Source organism: Desulfurispora sp. (genome assembly GCF_052744395.1).
The window spans coordinates 1-18,057 of sequence record NZ_JBRAJI010000014.1 but is presented as its reverse complement, the minus strand read 5'-3'; the positions used below and the strand labels follow the sequence as shown (position 1 = coordinate 18,057).

The following is an 18,057-nucleotide window of genomic DNA, read 5'->3' as shown; positions in this document are numbered from 1 at the left end:
GGTGTCGGCACATGGTAGCCCGGCGGAACCGATGCGGGAAAATCCGGCCCTCCGCCGGGACAGAACAGCGGGAGAAGAACCTATTATGGACTGGATTCGGGAAAAGCATCCGGGAGAGGGTGGGCCGGCGGCCATTGGCATTATGGGCGGCACCTTCGACCCCATTCACTACGGGCACCTGGTAACAGCGGAAAACGCCCGGCATTTTTTCGGCCTGGAACAGGTGATCTTTGTGCCGGCCTACCGCCCGCCGCACAAGGAAGACCGGCGGATCAGCCCGCCGCAGCACCGGCTGGCCATGGTGCGGCTGGCCATTGCCAGCAACCCGCACTTTAAGGTTTCGGATATGGAAATATCCCGCCGGGGCCCCTCCTATACCATTGATACGGTGCTGACCATGCAGCGGTGCTACCCCGCCGCCCGGCTCTTTTTTATCACCGGGGCCGACGCCGTGCTGGAAATCCTCAGCTGGCACCGGGTGACCGAGCTGCTGGAGAGCTGCATCTTCATTGCTGCCACCCGGCCGGGCTACCAGCTGGGGCAATTGCGACAAAACCTGGCCTCCCTGCCCGAGGCGCTGCTGCGGCGCATCCTGACCATGGAGGTGCCGGCCCTGGCCATATCATCCACCGACATCCGCCAGCGGGTGCGGGAGGGCCGGCCGGTGAAATACCTGTTGCCCGAGGCGGTGGAGGAGTACATCTACCGGCAGGTGCTTTACCGGGGCAGCTGAAATCGCGCTGCCGGGGTGAGACTAATTAATTGCTATTTTAAGATCAAAGTTATTATAGCACAGGGCGGGGAGGTTTTGTCAGCCAAGATATACCAGGGCGCATAAAAAATAGCATCAGCCGGCCGGTTTAACCGGCTTTTTTTCTGCAAATAATACTGGCACGGGAAAGTAGAATGTCAGCTTGTTCAGGGGGAAAGAGGTGAGCCAGATCAATATGAAAACGCTCTATGTGGGCAATTTACCCTGGGGAACCAGCGCCGAGGAACTGCAGCAGGTTTTCTCGCGCTACGGGGAAGTGATCAGCAGCCGGATCATCACCGACCGGGAAACCGGCCGCTCGCGGGGCTTCGGCTTTGTCGAGGTGGCCGACGAAGCCGTCGAACAGATGATTGCTGCGCTGAACGGCAGCGAGCTGGGCGGCCGCACCATCACGGTGAACGAGGCCCGGGATAGAGAGCGGCCCCTGCAGTAGCGGGCGCTGCACAGGGCCAAAGGCCGGCCAGGGGCCGGTGGGGTGGAAAAACCTCCTTTTGCGGGAGGTTTTTTTGTGTTGGCGGCGGTTGCCCCGGGCCGGGCAGGATGGGTATAATGCTGGCAACAGCATCGTATAGAGATAAATAATCTTCCGGATGTGTGCGGGGTGGGAGTTATGTCTGGCTGGCTATTGGGGCTCAGGATGCCGGAAAGGGGCAGTTTGATACCGTTTTCTGCCGTTTTGTCCCACCGGATGATTGGTTGTGCGGTATTGCTATTGCTGGTGTTCGGTATTCGGGGGCTGCTGTTTGCGCCGACCGCTGCCCTGGCCAGCCCGCCTGAACCGGCTTCGCCGCAGGTGCATTTGCCGGCGGGTTCGCCGGGGCCGGACTTAAATGCTCCGGCTATCCAGCAAGAGCCTCCCGGCGTACCGGCCGGGCCAGCCGGGCCAGGTGGCACGCCGCTGCCCGGGAAAGAGGTACCGGAGGAACCGCCCCGCCTGACCATCAGCCTGCTGGGCGACATCCTGCTGGGCGAGCGCATTGCCTCTCAGGCCGCCCGTTACGGCCCCGACTACCCCTGGCAGGCTGTGCGTCCTTATCTCACCGGGGATCACTTCACTGTGGGCAACCTGGAATGCCCGGTGAGCACCCGGGGAGTGCGCCAGCAAAAGCAGTTTACCTTTCGGGCTCCTCCGGCCCTGCTGGCCGGGATGAAAAAGGCCGGGGTGGAGGCGGTCACCCTGGCCAACAATCATATTCTGGATTACTGGCACCCGGCCCTGCTCGACACTTTGCAGCACCTGAAAAAAGCGGGCCTTGACTATGCCGGAGCCGGTCCGCACGCTGCCGCGGCCGGGGAACTGCTGATTAAAGAAGTACAGGGAAGCCAAATTGGGGTGCTGGCCTTCAGCGGGGTGGTGCCGGCTGTATCCTGGGTGGCCGGGACCAAAACGCCCGGGGTGGCCGCCCTCTGGCCCTGGGAGCGGACCGTGCAGCGGGTGGCGCAGGCCGCCCGGCAGGTGGACATTCTGATAGTCAGCCTGCACTGGGGGCAGGAGGCCAAAACAGTGCCCGAAAAATGGCAGGTGCACCTGGCCCACCGCCTGGTGGAGGCCGGGGCCGACGTAATCCTGGGCCACCACTCCCATGTGCTGCAGGGGGTGGAGGTATACAAGGGCAGGCCCGTCATCTACAGCGCCGGCAACTTTCTTTTCACCCGCTCCCGCCTGCCCCTGGCCTGGCGAGGAGCCATCTTCCAGGTGGATTTTAAGGGGGACCGGCCGGTGGAATTGCGGGTCATCCCCACTGTGCTGGGCGACGGGCGAGTACAGCTGGCCGATAGCAAAACTGCTCGCCAGATCTACCAGCACCTGGAGCAGGTCAGCCGGCCCTGGGGCCTGAAACTGGCCCCGGACGGCCGGGTGCAAATCCCGGAATGACTATCGGCAAAAGCGGGTGTTTGGGGTATAATTTTAGAAAAAGTGATTCTAAATAATAAGAGGAGGAATGCTGTTTGACCCTGTCCCCACAGGAACTGGCGCAAAGCATTGTGCAGGCGGCGGAAAGCAAAAAGGCCTACGGTTTCACCGTGCTGGACATCGGCCGGGTGTCCATCATCGCCGACTACTTTGTCATTTGCAGCGGCCGTTCCACCATCCAGGTGCAGGCCATTGCCGAGGAAATCATCCGGCAGGTGGAGGAAAAACACGGCCTTACGCCCCGGCGGGAGGGCCTGCGGGAAGGACGCTGGGTGCTGCTGGACTACGGCAGTGTAGTGGCCCATATCTTTTTGGACGAGGAGAGACTGTACTACAATTTGGAACGCCTGTGGGGAGATGCCCCGGTGGCCAATGCACACATCCTGCCCTGATTTGTGGCAGCGGTAAAATAAGTGATGAAAAGGTAAAAATATTTATACCAGCCGCTTGACAGGTGCCTGCCCCGCCCTTATAATACTCAATAAATCAGCTAAAGGCTGTGAACGGGAGTATTAAGCACCTACCCTGGACTGCAGAGAGTTGCCGGCCGGTGCAAGGCAACGTCAGGGAGTGCCCAACTCGCCCGGGAGCCGGTCGGCGGAAAGAGCAGTACGCCGGCCCGGAGGAGCGCCGTTACAGCTCATGGAGCGGGTCGCGTGGCAATGGCGCGGCCAAGCGGGGTGGTACCGCGGGAGCAACCGGCTCTCGTCCCTACAGGGACGAGGGCTTTTTTAGTTGCAGCCCCGGCCCGGAACCCGGGGCAGCAGCCTGCCGAGCCGCCGCGGCAGAACCATCCCCGAAATTTCAGTGCTATTATTTGGGAGGATATTTGCCCATGCCCTCTGTCAGCCGCATTACTATTGGCGATATGCTGGATTACACCGCCGCCCGGTTTCCTCAGAATGAAGCCCTGGTCTACGCCGACCGGGATCTGCGCTACACCTGGGCCCAGCTGAAGAATGTCTGCGAGCAGCTGGCCCGCGGCCTGATGGCCCTGGGAGTCAACCGGGGCGAGCACATCGCCATCTGGGCCACCAACGTGCCCCAGTGGCCCATCGTCCAGTTCGGCAGCGCCAAAATGGGCGCCGTGCTGGTCACTGTGAACACGCACTACAAGCTCTTTGAGCTGGAATACCTCTTAAAGCACGCCGACATCACCACTTTGCTGCTGATTGGCGGTACCAAAGAGGCCAATTACCTGGAAATGATCTACGAGCTCTGCCCCGAGCTCAAGCACAGCCGGCCCGGCCGGCTCAATGCCGCCCGCCTGCCCCGGCTGAAAAACGTCATTTTCCTGGGTGAGGAAGAGCACCCGGGCATGTTCACCTGGTCCCGGGTGCTGGAAGCCGGGGAGCAGGTGTCGCCGGCCGAGCTGGCCGCCCGCCAGGCATCGCTTTCTCCCGACGACTGCGTGAACATGCAGTACACCTCGGGCACCACGGGCTTTCCCAAGGGGGTCATGCTCACCCACAGCAACCTGATTGGCAACGCCATCAGCATTGCCGAGTGCCTGGCCTTCACCTCGCGGGACCGGCTGTGCATCCCCGTGCCCATGTTCCACTGTTTCGGCTGCGTGCTGGGCACCCTGACCTGCCTGGTTTCCGGAGCCACCATGGTGCCTCTGGAGGCCTTTAACCCGACCAAAGTGCTGGAAACCGTGCAGCAGGAAAAATGCACCGCCCTGCACGGCGTGCCCACCATGTTCATCACCGAGCTGGAGGTGCTGGAAAAGCAGCCCTACGACGTTTCTTCGCTGCGCACCGGCATTATGGCCGGCGCCCCCTGCCCTATCGAAGTGATGAAGCAGGTGGTGGAACGCATGAACATGCGCGAGATTGTCATCACTTATGGCCAGACCGAGGCGGCCCCCGGCATCACCATGACCCGCACCCACGACCCGCTGGAAGTGCGCGTCTCCACCGTGGGGCGGGCCCTGCCCGGCGTGGAAGTGAAAATTGTCGACCCGGAGACCGGCGAGGCCGTGCCGCCCGGCGTGCAGGGCGAGATCTGCGCCCGCGGTTACAACGTGATGAAAGGCTACTACAAAATGCCCGAAGCTACCGCCGCAGCGGTGGACCGGGAGGGCTGGCTGCATACGGGCGACCTGGGTGTGATGGATGAGCGGGGCTATGTAAAAATCACCGGCCGGCTCAAGGACATGATTATCCGGGGCGGGGAAAACATCTACCCGCGGGAGATTGAGGAGTTCCTCTACACCCACCCCAAAGTGAAAGACGTGCAGGTGGTGGGCGTGCCCAGCGAAAAATACGGCGAGGAGGTCATGGCCTTCATCTGCCTGAAGGAGGGCCAGCAGGCCAGCGAGGAAGAGATCAAGCAGTTCTGCCAGGGCAAAATCGCCCGTTACAAAATACCCCAGTACGTGAGGTTTGTCACCAGCTATCCCACCACGGCCAACGGCAAAGTGCAGAAGTACAAACTGCGCGAACAGGCCATTCGCGAGCTCAATCTGGAAAAGGCGGCCATGGTGGAAACAGCCTGAAATTGTCTGTTGCCCCCGGGGTGGTGGAACAAAAAAGTTCTCCACCCCATTTTTTAATTTTTTATAGTGATTTTTTAAGGAGTTCGGGTTAAAGTTTATGTAGGGGGTGTTATTGATGGAAAACAGCCTGAGCCGGGCCAGCGGGCTTTTGCAAAAGCTTTCCGGGGAAAACCTGCGCCTGGCTGTCTCTTTGCTGGAGTTGCTGGCATTAAAAGAAGAGATGGAGGCGACGGCAGAGGTATCTGCCGACCCAAATCTGGCCGGACAACTGAATGTGGCCCGTCATTCCCGCCGACAGGGAAAATATGAAGATTATTGTGCCTGGGAGGCACGGCATGGTTTATGAAGTGAGAATACACCGGGAGGCCTTGAAGTTTTACAAGGGGCTGCTGCCGGAATGGCAACTGAGAATAGATCAGGCGGTGGAGAAACTGCGCCAGGATCCCTGGCGCAGTGATCTTGATATAAAAAGATTGCATGGTGAGTACAAAGGCTATTTCAGACTGCGTCTGGGAGCAGTGCGCCTGGTATACACTGTCGATCCGGAAAAGGGCCTGATTTATATAGATGCTTTGGGCTACCGGGGCAGTGTTTATTGATTAACACAATTAACTCTTGGGAGGATTAACAAAGCAGTGTCCAGAGAAAACCGCGAGCGCTACGACTTTAAGCAAATCGAACCCAAATGGCAGCAAATCTGGGCCGAGCAGCAGCTCTATACTGTGCCCGACCTGAGCGACAAGCCTAAATACTACTGTCTGGAAATGTTCCCCTACCCCTCGGGCAAGCTGCACATGGGCCATGTGCGCAACTACTCCATCGGCGATGTGGTGGCCCGCTTCAAAACCATGCAGGGTTACCACGTGCTGCACCCCATGGGCTGGGATGCCTTCGGCCTGCCGGCGGAAAACGCCGCCATCAAACACGGCAACATCCACCCGGCCGACTGGACCTACCAGAACATTGCCACCATGCGCGCCCAGCTCAAACAGCTGGGCATCAGCTACGACTGGCAGCGGGAAATTGCCACCTGCCATCCGGCCTACTACAAATGGACCCAGTGGCTGTTCCTGCAGCTCTACAAGCACGGCCTGGCCTACAAGAAAAAAGCCGCCGTCAACTGGTGCCCCTCCTGTGCCACCGTGCTGGCCAACGAGCAGGTGAAGGAAGGGGCCTGCGAGCGCTGCAAAACCGCCGTGGAAAAGCGCGAGCTGGAGCAGTGGTTTTTCGCCATCACCCGCTATGCCGACCGCCTCTTGCAGGACCTGGAACTGCTCACCGGCTGGCCGGAAAAAGTGAAGATCATGCAGGAAAACTGGATTGGCCGCAGCGAGGGGGCCGAAGTGAGCTTTGCCGTGGAGGGCCGGGAGGAAAAAATTACGGTCTTCACCACCCGTCCGGATACCCTCTACGGCGTCACCTACATGGTGCTGGCCCCCGAACACCCCCTGGTGGAAAAGCTGATAGAAGGCAACCCCCGGGCGGAGGAAATCCGCCAGTTCATCCGCCAGGTGCGCTCTTTGAGCGAGATTGCCCGCACGGCCACCGATACGGAAAAAATCGGCTACCCCACCGGCGCTTACTGCATCAACCCTTTAAGCGGTGAGCGGGTGCCTGTGCTGGTGGCCAACTACGTGCTGCTGGAATACGGCACCGGCGCGGTGATGGGTGTGCCGGCCCACGACCAGCGCGACTTTGAATTTGCCCGCAAGTACAACCTGCCCATAAAAGTGGTCATCCAGCCGCCGGGCCAGCAGCTGGATCCGGACAGCATGGACTGCGCCTATGCCGACGAGGGCGTGATGGTCAACTCGGGCCCCTTCAGCGGCCTGCCCAACCGGCAGGGCCTCCTGGCCGTGATCCGGCACCTGGAAGAACAGGGTCTGGGGCGGGGTGTGGTCAACTACCGCCTGCGCGACTGGCTGATCTCCCGCCAGCGCTACTGGGGCGCGCCCATCCCCATCATCTACTGCGACCGGTGCGGAGTGGTGCCCGTACCTGAAGGCGACCTGCCCGTGCTGCTGCCTTACGAGGTGCAGTTTAAGCCCACCGGGCAATCGCCCCTGGCTGACTGTCCGGAATTCGTGCACACCACCTGCCCGCAGTGCGGCGCGCCGGCCCGGCGGGAGACCGACACCATGGACACCTTCATGTGTTCCTCCTGGTACTACTTCCGCTATGTCACGCCGCGCCTGGAGGAGGCCTGCTGGGACAAGGAAAAGGTGGCCCACTGGCTGCCTGTGGACCAGTACATCGGCGGGGTGGAGCACGCTATATTGCACCTTTTGTACTCGCGCTTCTTTACCAAATTTTTGTACGACATTGGCCTGGTGCAGACCACCGAACCCTTTACCAACCTGCTCACCCAGGGCATGGTGCTCAAGGACGGGGCTAAAATGTCCAAGTCCAAGGGCAATGTGGTCAGCCCGGAAGAAATTGTGGACACCTACGGCGCCGACACTGCTCGCCTGTTCATCCTCTTTGCCGCGCCCCCCGAGCGCGACCTGGAGTGGAGCGACCAGGGCGTAGAAGGCTGCGCCCGTTTCTTAAACCGCGTCTGGCGGCTGGTGACCGCGCTGGCCGGTGAACTGCCGGCTCCGGGCACTGCGCCCGCCGCTCAGCTGGCCGGCATCAACCGGCAGATGCACCGCATCACCCACCAGACCATCAAAAAAGTCACCGAGGACATCGGCCACCGCTTCAACTTCAACACCGCGGTCAGCGCCATCATGGAAATGGTCAACGCCCTGTACCAGTACAAAGAGGCCCCGGCCTGCGACCGCGACCCCGGCGTGCTGCGCAGTGCCGTGGACAGCCTGCTTTTGCTCCTGGCTCCCTTTGCCCCGCACATTACCGAGGAGCTGTGGCAGCTCACCGGGCACAGCGGCAGCATTCACCGCCAGCCCTGGCCGGCCTGGGACGAAGCTGCCGTGCAGGAGGACGAAGTGACCATTGTGGTGCAGCTAAACGGCAAGATCCGCGACCGCCTGCTGGTGCCCGCCGGCCTTTCTGCCGGGCAGCTGCAGGAAACCGTGCTGGCCCAGGAAAAAGTGCAAAAGCTGCTGGCCGGCAAACAGGTGCTCAAAGTGATTGCCGTGCCCGGCAAACTGGTGAATATTGTGGTGAAATGAAATAATATTTTTAGAGAATGGTGCGCCCGTCCTCACCGGCGGGCGCATTTTGCTTGATGAGATTGACAGGTGTAGATACTGTGTATAAACTGAAGGCAAGGAGTGATCAGCAATGTACACAACCATTCAGAAATGGGGCAACAGTCAGGCCATCAGATTGCCCAAAGTCTTGCTGGAAATGGCCAGGCTGCGTGAAAACGACCGTTTAGAAATCAGAGTGCAGGACGGGAACCTGGTGCTGGTTCCCGTCAGAAAACACCGCACCCTGGCGGAAAGAATAGCCGGATACACTGGGGAACATCTCGGCCGGGAATGGGAAACCGGAAGGCCGGTGGGTAAAGAGGTGCTCTGATGTCTTACGTGCCCGCACAGGGGGATATAGTTCTGCTGCATTTTGACCCCCAGGTCGGACACGGACAAAAAGGGAATCGACCGGCGCTGGTGGTGAGCAATGATTTATTTAACCGATTTACCGGCCTGGCCATAGTTTGCCCCATCACCAACACCCGGAGGGGCTTCCCTCTACATGTCCCCCTGGATGAAAGAACCAGTACTACCGGTGTGATTATGTGCGAACAGGTCAAATCATTAGATATTACCGCACGCAAAGCCCTTTTTTTAGAAAAAGTACCCGCCGATATACTGGAGGAAGTTATTGACATTCTGGCCGGTTTTATCGAAAGACCGCAGCAGGAATAAAAACTTTACCCTCTAAATGTATATTTATGTAAATTTCGTGCATATTTCCAGCAGGAAGAAAGGTTAATATGTCGAATCAACTTTACAATCACCATTTGCCATTGCCATGCGTCACTTTGTAGAACCTTTGATTTGGAAAGGTGAAACATGTCCGAACTGGCCACTTTTCCCGTCATAGAGGCGGTAAGCCCTTCCAGCCGGCCCCTGGCCGGACAGCTGCGGCGCCTGGCCGAGACGGCCGCCCTGGTATCATTGGATGTGCTGGCCGTGGCGCTTTCCTTCGCCGCGGCTGCCAGTCTGCGCCTGGGAGTGCTGCCCTATCTCAGCAGTGCCTTTGCTCCCCAGCTGCCGCCGGGCATCCTGGGCAAGATCGGCTGGTTTGCCCTGCTGGTGCCGGTCGCCCTGGCTTACGAAGGGCTGTATACCGGGCGCTACAGTTTCTGGCAGGAATGCGGCCGGCTGGTCAAGGCATTGTGCCTGGCTTTTGTCTTTGCCCTGGCCGTAATCACCCTGACCAAAACTACCACCGAGGTTTCCCGCACCCTGGTGGTGCTGGCCTGGCTTTTTGCCCTGCTTTTTCTGCCGGCTGTACGCTATGGCGGCAAACATTTGCTGGCCCGCCTGGGCCTTTGGCGGCGGAGAGTGCTGGTGCTGGGCGCCGGCCGCACCGGCCTGATGATCCTGCAGGCGCTTTGCGCCGACCCCTACCTGGGCTACCAGGTGGTGGGCTTTCTGGACGACGACCCGCGCAAAAAACACTGTATCTGGTCCGGTAGCAACCAGGCGGAGGTGCGGGTGCTGGGCGGGTTTAAAGATGCGGGCCGGGTGATGCGGGAGACCGGTGTTTATAATCTGATTGTCGCCGTGCCCGGACTTACCGGCCGCAAACTGGTTGCGCTGGTTAACTCGCTGCAGACCGGCTGTGAATCCATCCTGGTGGTGCCCGACCTGTTCGGCCTGCCCGTGCTGGGGGCGGAGGCCGACTACTTCTTCCACGAGCAAATCCTGGGCCTGCGCATCAAAAACAACCTGGCCAGCCCGGTTAACGCCTTTCTCAAGCGGGCCTTTGACCTGGCGGTGGGCAGCATCATCCTGCTGCTGGTTTCCCCCGTCATGTTGCTGGTTGCTGGCTCAATTAAGCTGGATTCACCCGGGCCAGTGTTCTATATCAGCCCGCGCCTGGGGCGGGGGGGCAGGCCTTTTAACTGCTACAAATTCCGCACCATGCACCTCGATAACGAAACCATATTGCAAGCCTACCTGCAAAATAATCATCAGGCTCGCCAGGAGTGGGAAAAATACCGCAAAATAAAAGGCAGCGACCCGCGCGTGACCAGAGTGGGGCGGTTTTTGCGAAGGACCAGTTTGGACGAATTGCCCCAGCTTTTCAACGTGCTGCGGGGCGAAATGAGCCTGGTGGGTCCCCGGCCCTATCTGCTTACCGAAGCTGACTATTTAACCGGTTACCAGGATACCATTTTGCTCACCCCGCCTGGCATCACCGGCCTGTGGCAGGTGAGCGGCCGCAACAAGCTTAAGTTTGCCGAACGCATACGCCTGGAAGCCTGGTATGTGCGCAACTGGTCCTTGTGGATGGATATAACGCTGCTTGTTCGCACACTGCCCGTGCCACTCAAAAGGGAGGGGGCGTATTGAGTTTTGCAGAATAATGTCAAATTTATTAAAAGGTGGTGTATTAAGTAATATGAATACATGCCGAATTCCAGTTTACCAGCCCTGTTTATCGGGCAGGGAACTTGAATACGTAACAGATTGTATAAAATCAAACTGGATATCATCTAAAGGCAAATATGTAAAAGAGTTTGAAGATGCCTTTTGTCGTTTTACCGGCGCTCAATATGCTTCATCTGTATCTAATGGTACGGTAGCAATACATTTAGCGCTTCTTGCTTTGGGTATAGGAATAGATGATGAGGTTATAGTGCCCACCTTAACTTATGTTGCCTCAGTAAACTCAATAGTGCATGTGGGCGCAAGGCCTGTTTTTGTTGACTCTGATCCTCTTACCTGGCAGATGGATCCCAAAAGTATATTTAAAAATCTAACACCGCGAACCAAGGCAATAATGGTTGTACATCTTTATGGTCACCCTTGTGACATGGATGAGATTACTTCAATAGCTAATGATTATGACTTATTTATTGTGGAAGATTGTGCAGAAGCTTTTGGTGCTTACTATAAAGGCAGGCATGTTGGTACATTTGGCGATATAAGCACGTTTAGCTTTTACGGCAATAAGACCATTACTACTGGTGAGGGAGGAATGGTAGTAACTAATAACAAGATTCTTTACGACCGTGTTGTGCGTCTAAAAAACCAGGGAGTTGTGAATTATAAGGAGTATTGGCACGATATGGTTGCCTATAACTATAGAATGACAAATATATGTGCTGCCATTGGACTTGCTCAACTGGAGCAGGCCAGGGATTTTTTAGCCAAGAAAAGACAACTAGCAAATTGGTATAAAGAAGAACTTAAAGGGCTTCCCGTGAATATGCACAGTGAGAATGGTGATGTAATACACTCATACTGGATGTGTTCTATATTAGTGGAAAAACCGGAGCTGAGAGATGAGCTTAGGATGTTTTTGGCTAAGCGAGGTGTTGAAACACGCCCCCTTTTTTATCCCGTTCACACAATGCCCATGTATTCTGCAAAGTACCAGAGTCATCCAGTTGCTGAGAGCCTTGGGAGTAGAGGTATTAACCTGCCAAGTTGGCCAGGGTTAACGAGAGAACATGTCAAGTTAGTTGCTAAGGCGATTAAAGATTTTTATTCTATGCATGATTGATTTTAGTCTGCTGATTTGATAAGAAAAGATGTTTAATTAGTTTAGGAGTTGTTATTACATATGAACAGAAATAATAAAAAGCAGAAAATCGCGTTAATTACAGGGATAACAGGTCAGGATGGCGCATATTTGGCCGAATTTCTCTTAAATAAGGGATACATTGTTCATGGTATTAAGCGCAGAAGTTCTTTGTTTAACACTCACCGCATAGATCATTTGCACCGCGACATTCATGAAGAAAATTTGCGGTTTTTTTTGCACTATGGCGATTTAACAGACTCTACGAACTTGATACGTATTATTCAACAAGTAGAGCCGGATGAAATTTACAACCTGGCAGCACAAAGCCATGTTGCAGTATCATTTGAAACCCCTGAGTACACAGCTAATGCTGATGCTTTGGGTACATTGCGTTTTTTGGAAGCAATTCGTATTTTGGGATTAACTGAAAAAACAAAATTCTATCAAGCATCAACAAGTGAGTTGTTTGGCAAAGTTCAGGAAGTTCCTCAAAGGGAGACCACACCATTTTACCCACGCAGCCCTTATGCAGCGGCAAAACTTTATGCTTATTGGATAACCGTAAATTATAGGGAAGCTTATAATATTTTCGCATGTAATGGTATTTTATTTAATCATGAGTCACCTGTGCGAGGCGAAACATTTGTAACACGTAAAATTACGCGTGCTGTAGCACGGATTAAGCTAGGGCTACAGGATACTCTCTATTTGGGCAATCTAGATGCTAAGAGGGACTGGGGTTTTGCAGGGGACTACGTCGAAGCTATGTGGTTGATATTGCAACAAGATGAACCTGATGATTATGTGATTGCTACAGGTGAAACACATTCAGTGCGGGAATTTGTAGAAAAGGCTTTTGAGCACGTTGGTATTAATATTGCCTGGCAGGGAGAAGGAATTGATGAGGTTGGTATTGACATCTGCACCAAAAAAGTGTTGGTACGTGTAGACCCTCGTTATTTCCGACCTACAGAGGTGGATTTTTTGTTGGGAGATGCTACAAAGGCTAGGCAAAAACTAGGATGGATACCTAGAGTTAGTTTTACAGAGTTGGTGTGCATGATGGTAGAAGAGGATTTAAAAGATGCTCGCAAGAGTTTATTGTGTAAAGCAAATGGCTATCATGTTTTTGAGCCCCAGGAGTAAAGAAAGGAACGATATTACAATGAAAAAGTACTGGCAAGGTATATGGGCTGCAAGATATTTCTGGATGCATCTAGCCCTTTCTGACTTGCGTGCCAGATGGCGTCGTTCTTTTTTAGGCATGCTTTGGTCAATAATTCAACCTCTAGGTATGACAGCTCTTTTATCGATTGTTTTTAGTAAGATTTTTAATACTGACATTAGATTATATGCGCCTTATGTTTTATCCGGCATGATATTTTGGGAGTTTGTCACTTCTACAGCAATCGGTGGTTCTCTCGCTTTTGTTCAGGCTGATGCATATATCAAGCAGTGCAGGCATCCATTGGCTATATACACATTGCGAACAACAATAACAAATTTATTTGTCTTAATGCTTGCTAGCATAGGATTGGTAATATGGGTGCTTGTTATAATGCCTCAGAATTTCGGCTGGTGCTGGTTGGCGGCGCTTTCTCTGTACCCGCTGGTAGCGCTGACAGTTTGGCCATTAGTTACAATGCTCGCCTACATTGGGGTACGCTTTCGCGATGTGCCTCACGCGCTGGGTTTGGTGTTTCAGGCACTCTGGTTTGTTTCTCCGATTTACTTTGAAGATAAGCTTTTTAGGAATGGAAACCTTGATGTGCTGGTTGATTATAACCCAGTTTATCACCTTTTGGAAATAATCCGGGCCCCATTACTGCGTGGAGAATGGCCTACTATAGAAAACTATTATTTTTGCTTTAGTACAATGATTATTTTTAGTTTATTAGCACTATATATCGGTAGTAGGGCAGAGGAAAGGGTGATTTTTTATCTTTGAAATCGCCTAATATTTTACTGCAAAATCTTAACCTGCATTATTATTCGGTTGCTTTCAAGGAGCGATCGTTGAAGTCACTTTTGGGAAGCTTATTGAAGCGGCGAAGAATGGGTACCGTAATTCAGGATGTGCATGCGCTAAAAAACATTAACTTGAAAATAGGTGCCGGTGAGCGGGTAGGATTGCTAGGACATAATGGCGCCGGCAAAAGCACTTTTTTAAAAATGGTGGCTGGCCTTTATCCTATTTCCAGTGGGATGCGTCAGGTTGATGGTACAGTAAGGTCTTTGTTTGATTTAAGTTTGGGGTTTGAGCCCGATGCTACTGGCCGGGAAAACATTTTGTACAGAGGATTGTTGATGGGGTTATCTCCCCGTAAAATAAAAGAATTGCAGGATGAGATTATTTCTTTTGCTGATCTAGGTGAGTTTATTGATTATCCTATTAAAACATACTCTGCTGGCATGCAAGTGCGGTTGGCCTTTGCCATCTCAACAGTTGTGAGCGGCGATATTTTATTGCTGGATGAGTTGATAGGGGCTGGAGATGCCAGGTTTATGGACAAAGCAAAGAAAAGAATCTTGCAACTGGTGGAGAGCTCTCAAATACTGATCTTGGCTTCCCACGATTTTGGGGCACTCCAGTCCTTATGCCAGCGGGGTGTAGTGTTACACAGGGGTGAAGTAGTCTATGACGGGGATATTGCTTCTGCGGTGCAAATGTATCAGCGGATTAATGGGATGGTGCTTGTAGATGGCAGTTGATGGCAAGACCAGAGTAATGTGGCTTTTAAACCACACCACTTTACGCAAATTTGAGCTTGGTCAGCTCGCGGCCCTGGGAATAAACGAGGTCTTCACACCGAAGAATTTCCCTTATGATGAAGGTAATCTTTCTGCCAGTGTAGATTATTCTACCGATTCTACTCTAACTATTCCAAGCCATAGTTTACAGATATTGAATCAGGAGAACTGGTATGAAAACCCCAGCGCTAAAGCATGGGAAATAGCTAATAATTACTTTGATATTGTTATTATTGGTTTTTTTCCGCAACAAATAAAAGCAACAATAAGAAACTTTCGCGGGGTTATTATTTTGCGCGCCTTTGGGTTGGCAGCAGGGTTTTCATATACACAGTTATTAAAAAAGTGGTTTAGTACAGGAGAATTTTTAAGACTGCAAAAAATATACAACAGGTTTTGGTTTGGCGCGGATTATGAACATTTAAGAGATAACGAAACCGGCATCTTATTTGAACGATTTTGTTTTTTACCGGTTGGTTTGCAGCAGGCGGAGGTATCTAGAGCAAAATGGACGGGAGAGCAAAGGAAAATTTTTTTTGTATGTCCAAGAATAGGTACATCACCGTATTACAGAGCAGTATACGATTCTTTTAAGCGTAACTTTTCCGGTTTTGAATATGTTATTGGCGGTGCTCAGCCAGTACCGGTAAACGACCACAATGTAATTGGATTTGTTCCAAAAGAGATCCACGAGCAAAATATGCAAAGGCTGCGCGTAATGTTCTATCACAGTACAGAACAAAACCATATTCACTATCATCCTTTTGAAGCAATTCAGTTTGGCATGCCTTTAATTTTTATGGCAGGCGGTATGTTAGACCGCCTGGGTGGGAAAGAGTTGCCCGGACGTTGTAAATCTGTCAAAGAAGCCCGCCGAAAAATCCGGCGCATTATGCAAGATGATTGGAATTTTATTGAGAAAGTACGCCGCAGTCAGGTTTGCCTGTTGGAGTCGATGAATTTTGAAAAATGTGCTACTTACTGGCGTGAAAATTTCAAACAAGTTTTGGACAGCTTAAAGAGTATTGACAATTCCTCTTCCGTCAAAGCAGTTTCTCACAGTAATAGAAAGCCGCGCATTGCTGTGATACTCCCAATAGGTTATAGGGGTGGTACTTTGCGCGGCGCTAAAATGTTGGCGGAGGAGATAGAACTGGGGAGCAAACAAGCTGGTGAACCAGTCGATGTGGTATTTGCCCACCTCGATGATCCTTCCCTATATACATCAGAGGATTTTGCCGACCTGCCGCCATCAATCCAGCGGAGACCCTTCCGGTGGCGTATTTTGGATGCACAGGAGGCCCGGCGGGCCATGGCCTATGCCGGCATTGACATACCTTTAACAGATTTTTTATATCAAGTCCCCGATGATGGTATTATGCAGTTTTATGACTGCGATCTTTGGGTTGTGGTATCGGACAGGTTGCAGCACTGTTTACTGCCTGTTCGCCCCTATGTATTAATGGTTTACAATTATTTGCAGCGCTATGTGCCTTGTTTACCCAGCGGTTTAAATCAGCAGTTTATTAAAGTTGCTCATGCTGCTGAGAAAGTCCTGGTGACAACGGAATTTACCAGGCAGGACGCCATACAATATGCTGGTATACCTGCGGACAGAGTGGTTAAGGTTCCTATCTTAGCTCCTATCTGGAATAAGGAAAGCAGTTTTATTTTACCAAGTGATGAAAATTTAGACGCGTATTTTCTCTGGACCACTAATTTGGCACTACATAAGAACCACGTTAATGCCTTTAAAGCGCTGGCAATTTATTATGAAAAGTACGGAGGAAGATTGAAGTGTCACATATCGGGTTTTGGATCAAACGAGATACTACGCAGTGATTTACCCCATTTGCGATCAGTATCAAGCATTTATGAAAAAAGTAGGTTTTTGCAAAGCTGTATCAGGATAAAGGGTGAGCTCTCTGAAAATGCCTATCGCGCCCAACTTGCCGGGGCGGCTTTTCTCTGGCATCCTTGTTTAATAGATAGTGGTACTTTTAGCGTTGTGGAGGCGGCCAGTCTCGGTGTGCCTGCTCTATCCAGCGATTATCCCGCTATGCGAGAAATTAGCGCCCAGTTTGGTCTGAATCTATGCTGGATGGATCCGCACAACCCAGATCATATGGGACGACAGCTTAAGGAGATGGAAATAATGCATAATAAACTACGTGTGTTGCTGCAGCAGAAAAAAGAAAAATTATTTACTCAAACACTGGAAAATTGGGCACCTGCTTATTGGGAGGCAATTAAAACATGCCTTTAAAAAAATATGGTATTTTTCTGGCTTACCCTCCAACAGTTGATCTGCGTGCCGAAGGGTTGGGACGTTACCTGGCGGAATTCCTCAAGGCTGCCCAGGGCAGGAAGGACGTGGGTTTTGTTATAGCCTGTCCGAGTTGGACGGTAGACATTCTGCGGGAGCTTTGCCTGGAAGTGGGTGTTCAAATTGAAAAAATAGAATTTGTTTCTCCCAGACACAAACCGGTACTGCTCAGAATGTATGAGTGCTATCGTTGGTTCAGGCAAAGGCGTGGTTCATTAAGTGTGTACACACGTCTGTTGTCGAAGTTGAAACGTGTTCAACATCTTTTCTATGATTACTTGATTGGTAAGTTGGTTTCTATTCGTCACTGGATGATATTTATGCTTTTTGGTGTACCCCTTTTGCCTTTTGTGTTTTTGATTATAATGTTCTCATCGGTTAGGATATTGTGGCGTGTTATTTTTTTATTGGTCAGAAAAATTCTTCAACATTTCCTAAAAGGAGAAAAAGTAAGGAAACAACGGGAGAGATTAATGCGTGCATTGTCTCAACCTAAATTAGACTCTAGTGTGGTGCGAATGTATCATTACATGGCGGAAGGGGAGACCAGTCTTCTGCTTGGCTTAATAGCTAAAAGGAAAGACATTCTGGCTTGGTACTGTCCAGCAGCCTTTTGGCCGCAATTTAATGAAATTGCGTCACCACGGTTGATGTGTGTGCCTGATGTTGTACTGGGTGATTTCCCTGTGGGTTTTGCTGCAATTGGTGGGGAACGATTTTTGAATAATTTTAGGCAAGTAGAGAAAGCCATTAAGGGAGGTAAGTACTATATAACTTACAGCCAATATGTGAAGTGGCAAACACTTGTAAGGCGGTATCATATAAAGCCGGATGATGTATTTGTTGTTCCACATGGTGTAAACAGATTAGACGAAGTAATAAATATCTCTATTTTTGATACAAATAGTGACTCGGCAACGCGTAAGTTGTGTCATGATTTTTTTAGAACAGCATTGTTAAAATCTGTTAAACGTGAATATGCTAACTTTATTGTAAATAGCAGTGAAATTAATTATTTGTTTTATGCCAGTCAGTTTAGGCCAAATAAAAATGTTGTAAACCTGTTACGTGATTATAATTATCTTTTAAAACATCTATATATAAAACAAAAAATTATTCTAAACGGTAAT

Annotated in this window: 17 protein-coding genes and 1 other annotated feature; all 17 genes read left to right on the top strand. The window is 52.1% G+C overall.

The features are described from left to right. The first annotated feature begins 85 nt into the window (after positions 1–85). Positions 86–733 carry a nicotinate-nucleotide adenylyltransferase gene (nadD, locus tag ACUVTU_RS05510; protein ID WP_445888958.1) on the top strand — a complete coding sequence of 216 codons (648 nt, stop codon included), beginning with the start codon at positions 86–88 and terminating at the stop codon, positions 731–733. Positions 734–947: 214 nt separating this feature from the next. Continuing rightward, positions 948–1,205, top strand: a complete 258-nt coding sequence (locus ACUVTU_RS05505) for an RNA recognition motif domain-containing protein (protein WP_445889001.1) — start codon at positions 948–950, stop codon at positions 1,203–1,205. A gap of 177 nt (positions 1,206–1,382) precedes the next feature. Then, positions 1,383–2,648 carry a CapA family protein gene (locus ACUVTU_RS05500; protein ID WP_445888957.1) on the top strand — a complete coding sequence of 422 codons (1,266 nt, stop codon included), beginning with the start codon at positions 1,383–1,385 and terminating at the stop codon, positions 2,646–2,648. Between the two features lie 74 nt (positions 2,649–2,722). Next, entirely contained in the window at positions 2,723–3,079 is a 357-nt protein-coding gene (gene rsfS / locus ACUVTU_RS05495) for a ribosome silencing factor (protein ID WP_445888956.1), read from the top strand. A gap of 98 nt (positions 3,080–3,177) precedes the next feature. After that, positions 3,178–3,403 (top strand) — a binding site (T-box leader). A gap of 119 nt (positions 3,404–3,522) precedes the next feature. After that, on the top strand, positions 3,523–5,187 hold the full coding sequence (locus ACUVTU_RS05490; RefSeq protein WP_445888955.1) for an AMP-binding protein: 1,665 nt from the start codon (positions 3,523–3,525) through the stop codon (positions 5,185–5,187). Between the two features lie 115 nt (positions 5,188–5,302). Then, a complete protein-coding gene (locus tag ACUVTU_RS05485; protein WP_445888954.1) occupies positions 5,303–5,533 on the top strand; it encodes a hypothetical protein in 231 nt (76 codons plus the stop codon). After that, complete coding sequence (locus ACUVTU_RS05480; protein ID WP_445888953.1) at positions 5,523–5,786, top strand: type II toxin-antitoxin system RelE family toxin; 264 nt, start codon at positions 5,523–5,525, stop codon at positions 5,784–5,786. Before ACUVTU_RS05485 ends, ACUVTU_RS05480 begins: the two co-directional genes overlap by 11 nt. Before the next feature lie 36 nt (positions 5,787–5,822). After that, complete coding sequence (gene leuS / locus ACUVTU_RS05475) at positions 5,823–8,318, top strand: leucine--tRNA ligase (protein ID WP_445888952.1); 2,496 nt, start codon at positions 5,823–5,825, stop codon at positions 8,316–8,318. A 112-nt stretch (positions 8,319–8,430) separates the two neighbouring features. Continuing rightward, positions 8,431–8,670: an AbrB/MazE/SpoVT family DNA-binding domain-containing protein gene (locus tag ACUVTU_RS05470; RefSeq protein WP_445888951.1), complete on the top strand. Its 240-nt coding sequence runs from the start codon at positions 8,431–8,433 to the stop codon at positions 8,668–8,670. Continuing rightward, positions 8,670–9,017, top strand: coding sequence for a type II toxin-antitoxin system PemK/MazF family toxin (locus ACUVTU_RS05465; protein ID WP_445888950.1), 348 nt, complete (start codon positions 8,670–8,672; stop codon positions 9,015–9,017). The genes ACUVTU_RS05470 and ACUVTU_RS05465 overlap by 1 nt, the downstream gene beginning before the upstream one ends. A 147-nt stretch (positions 9,018–9,164) precedes the next feature. After that, the gene (gene wbaP, locus ACUVTU_RS05460; RefSeq protein WP_445888949.1) at positions 9,165–10,673 is read left to right on the top strand and encodes an undecaprenyl-phosphate galactose phosphotransferase WbaP; all 1,509 of its coding nucleotides are present in this window, start codon (positions 9,165–9,167) and stop codon (positions 10,671–10,673) included. A 13-nt stretch (positions 10,674–10,686) separates the two neighbouring features. Next, positions 10,687–11,829 carry a DegT/DnrJ/EryC1/StrS family aminotransferase gene (locus ACUVTU_RS05455; protein ID WP_445888948.1) on the top strand — a complete coding sequence of 381 codons (1,143 nt, stop codon included), beginning with the start codon at positions 10,687–10,689 and terminating at the stop codon, positions 11,827–11,829. A gap of 60 nt (positions 11,830–11,889) precedes the next feature. Beyond that, positions 11,890–12,996, top strand: coding sequence for a GDP-mannose 4,6-dehydratase (gene gmd / locus ACUVTU_RS05450; RefSeq protein WP_445888947.1), 1,107 nt, complete (start codon positions 11,890–11,892; stop codon positions 12,994–12,996). 19 nt (positions 12,997–13,015) lie between these two features. Further along, positions 13,016–13,798, top strand: a complete 783-nt coding sequence (locus ACUVTU_RS05445) for an ABC transporter permease (protein ID WP_445888946.1) — start codon at positions 13,016–13,018, stop codon at positions 13,796–13,798. Further along, a complete protein-coding gene (locus tag ACUVTU_RS05440; protein ID WP_445888945.1) occupies positions 13,795–14,562 on the top strand; it encodes an ABC transporter ATP-binding protein in 768 nt (255 codons plus the stop codon). The genes ACUVTU_RS05445 and ACUVTU_RS05440 overlap by 4 nt, the downstream gene beginning before the upstream one ends. Further along, on the top strand, positions 14,552–16,867 hold the full coding sequence (locus tag ACUVTU_RS05435) for a glycosyltransferase (RefSeq protein WP_445888944.1): 2,316 nt from the start codon (positions 14,552–14,554) through the stop codon (positions 16,865–16,867). The genes ACUVTU_RS05440 and ACUVTU_RS05435 overlap by 11 nt, the downstream gene beginning before the upstream one ends. Continuing rightward, the coding region (locus ACUVTU_RS05430; RefSeq protein WP_445888943.1) for a hypothetical protein at positions 16,858–18,057 on the top strand (1,200 nt) is incomplete at its 3' end. The genes ACUVTU_RS05435 and ACUVTU_RS05430, both read left to right, overlap by 10 nt.

Bases quoted from the DNA above. Each gene is read 5' to 3' on its own strand.
- nadD (WP_445888958.1), top strand. From the start codon at position 86: ATGGACTGGATTCGGGAAAAGCATCCGGGAGAGGGTGGGCCGGCGGCC.
- ACUVTU_RS05505 (WP_445889001.1), top strand. From the start codon at position 948: ATGAAAACGCTCTATGTGGGCAATTTACCCTGGGGAACCAGCGCCGAG.
- ACUVTU_RS05500 (WP_445888957.1), top strand. From the start codon at position 1,383: ATGTCTGGCTGGCTATTGGGGCTCAGGATGCCGGAAAGGGGCAGTTTG.
- ACUVTU_RS05490 (WP_445888955.1), top strand. From the start codon at position 3,523: ATGCCCTCTGTCAGCCGCATTACTATTGGCGATATGCTGGATTACACC.
- ACUVTU_RS05485 (WP_445888954.1), top strand. From the start codon at position 5,303: ATGGAAAACAGCCTGAGCCGGGCCAGCGGGCTTTTGCAAAAGCTTTCC.
- ACUVTU_RS05480 (WP_445888953.1), top strand. From the start codon at position 5,523: ATGGTTTATGAAGTGAGAATACACCGGGAGGCCTTGAAGTTTTACAAG.
- ACUVTU_RS05470 (WP_445888951.1), top strand. From the start codon at position 8,431: ATGTACACAACCATTCAGAAATGGGGCAACAGTCAGGCCATCAGATTG.
- ACUVTU_RS05465 (WP_445888950.1), top strand. From the start codon at position 8,670: ATGTCTTACGTGCCCGCACAGGGGGATATAGTTCTGCTGCATTTTGAC.
- wbaP (WP_445888949.1), top strand. From the start codon at position 9,165: ATGTCCGAACTGGCCACTTTTCCCGTCATAGAGGCGGTAAGCCCTTCC.
- ACUVTU_RS05455 (WP_445888948.1), top strand. From the start codon at position 10,687: ATGTCAAATTTATTAAAAGGTGGTGTATTAAGTAATATGAATACATGC.
- gmd (WP_445888947.1), top strand. From the start codon at position 11,890: ATGAACAGAAATAATAAAAAGCAGAAAATCGCGTTAATTACAGGGATA.
- ACUVTU_RS05445 (WP_445888946.1), top strand. From the start codon at position 13,016: ATGAAAAAGTACTGGCAAGGTATATGGGCTGCAAGATATTTCTGGATG.
- ACUVTU_RS05435 (WP_445888944.1), top strand. From the start codon at position 14,552: ATGGCAGTTGATGGCAAGACCAGAGTAATGTGGCTTTTAAACCACACC.